Below are 1,930 nucleotides of genomic sequence, written 5' to 3' on the forward strand. Positions count from 1 at the left end.
GGAGAGAGCATTGCCTCAAGATCCCAGAATAATGATGCCTGACGGACTTTGGATGGAGATTTATACATCGTTGAATTGCAAGATTTTACTATACAAAGGTACAAAACTTTGTAGAAATATGCAAGTTTGGAAACGATTATTTTATTGATAACCAGATGATTAAACACTTTTCAAGGGGAGACTACATAGACGTAGGAATAAAACGATTAGTAGAGTTATGTGTCAAGCGGATAACTATATTCCACGTACCATCTTTCCTCCTGTTTCCATTTTTTATTACTGCTTTTAATGTTGCCATAATTAGTCCATTTTTAGTCCATTTTTAGGCTCAGTAGAAATTTACTGGGGAATAATTTGTTATTTATCTTAATAATTCCGACCTTCGCATCATGGAAGAAAATATGTTACGTACCTTGGCAACTCTTGTGTTGCCCACTCAAATATTAGAGTTTTTTACTATCGTTTCTGTCCGTGAGGTCGGTTCAGAGTTTCATATTAGTCTTGATGAACGTATGGACAAGACTTTGTCGGATGATGCCAACTTCGAGTCCAAAGGGTTCATGGAAGCCGTTAATATAACTGACTTCCCAATTCGAGACCATAAGGTGATCTTGAAAATTCGTCGCAGACGATGGACTGATTTGCGCACGGGCAAGAGCTTTACTCCTCCCATCGCTTTAGACATGGTAGCTCAGGGCACCCGTTACTCCAAGGAATTTGGAGCTTTTTTAAAAGAAACGTATGGAGACATCCCCCGTGACTTGCCTTACGCTTAAGGATTTCTATCATATTGACGGACACACATTTGAAAAACAATACAAGGAAGTTCTGAGCGGCTTCCGTCAATGGGACCAGGCAGAACATGCCGACGAGTGGCTTCTCTTTCCTGACAATATCGGCCCCTCTCTGGCTATTGATGAAACTTCACTGTCTAACGGCGAGCTGTACACTTTTGTGACCAACCGTGCAGCAAGGACACGGGAAAGAAGTCTCGTGGCAGTAGTTGCAGGTACAAAGTCAGAAGATGTCATAGCAGTACTGGATAGGATTGATGAGGAGAAACGCTCCTCTGTTGAGGAAGTCACCATGGACATGTCTGACTCCATGCGCAAAATAGTCAGAAGGTCGTTTCCCAACGCCAAGCGTGTAATCGATAGGTTCCATGTACAAAAGTTAGCATGCGATGCCGTACAGGAATTGCGTATCAAGCACCGCTGGGTACAGCAGGCAAACGATGAGATGGAGGAGGCAAAGCTATGCGATGAACCATACAGCCCATACCGATACGCTAATGGAGATACAAGAAAAGAGCTTCTCGCCAGGTCAAGATATCTGCTCTTCAAGTCCGCTGACAAATGGACCAAGCGTCAGAAACTGCGTGCTAAAATTCTTTTTGAACAATATCCGGACATCCAAAAGGCATACGGACTGTGCCATTCACTGCGCATGATTTTTGCCAAGAACACCATCAAGGATGCAGCAAGACTTTCCATGGCAAGGTGGTACAATAAAGTTGAAGAGGCAGGCTTTCATTCATTCAATGTCATTGCTGCCACATTCTACGAACATTATGATGAGATATTGAACTTCTATAACAACAGGTCTTCGAATGCCATGGCAGAATCGTTCAATGCCAAAATCAAACTTTTCCGAGCTAATCTAAGAGGAGTAGCAGACAAGAAGTTCTTCCTATTCAGAATTGCAAAACTATACGCCTATCCCCAGTAAATTTCTACTGAGCCGAAGTTCTTCCTATTCAGAATTGCAAAACTATACGCCTATCCCCACTGATTTTCTACTGAGCCATAATTAGTCCATTTTTAGTCCATTTTTATGGGTCAGTCCTAAAACCCAGTTGCAAGCCCTCTCCTCTCAGGCACATAATTTCATAAGTATTTGTTATCTTTGCATCATGAAGAATCACCAATTA

At 42.1% G+C, this 1,930-nt stretch carries 2 protein-coding genes; both read left to right on the top strand.

The genetic code is table 11. The features are described from left to right. The first annotated feature begins 389 nt into the window (after nucleotides 1-389). Complete coding sequence (locus tag C7379_RS12510; protein ID WP_116617553.1) at nucleotides 390-776, top strand: ISAon1 family transposase N-terminal region protein; 387 nt, start codon at nucleotides 390-392, stop codon at nucleotides 774-776. Further along, nucleotides 742-1,728 (top strand): ISAon1 family transposase, encoded by a 987-nt coding sequence (locus tag C7379_RS12515; protein WP_207773437.1) that lies wholly within the window; start codon nucleotides 742-744, stop codon nucleotides 1,726-1,728. The genes C7379_RS12510 and C7379_RS12515 overlap by 35 nt, the downstream gene beginning before the upstream one ends. Nucleotides 1,729-1,930: the final 202 nt, after the last annotated feature.

The sequence above is a fragment of the Hallella colorans genome (assembly GCF_003096815.1).
GTDB lineage: Bacteria > Bacteroidota > Bacteroidia > Bacteroidales > Bacteroidaceae > Prevotella > Prevotella colorans.

What these genes read in the sequence shown, in the direction of transcription:
- C7379_RS12510 (WP_116617553.1), top strand. Translation starts at nt 390, where the DNA reads ATGGAAGAAAATATGTTACGTACCTTGGCAACTCTTGTGTTGCCCACT.
- C7379_RS12515 (WP_207773437.1), top strand. Translation starts at nt 742, where the DNA reads ATGGAGACATCCCCCGTGACTTGCCTTACGCTTAAGGATTTCTATCAT.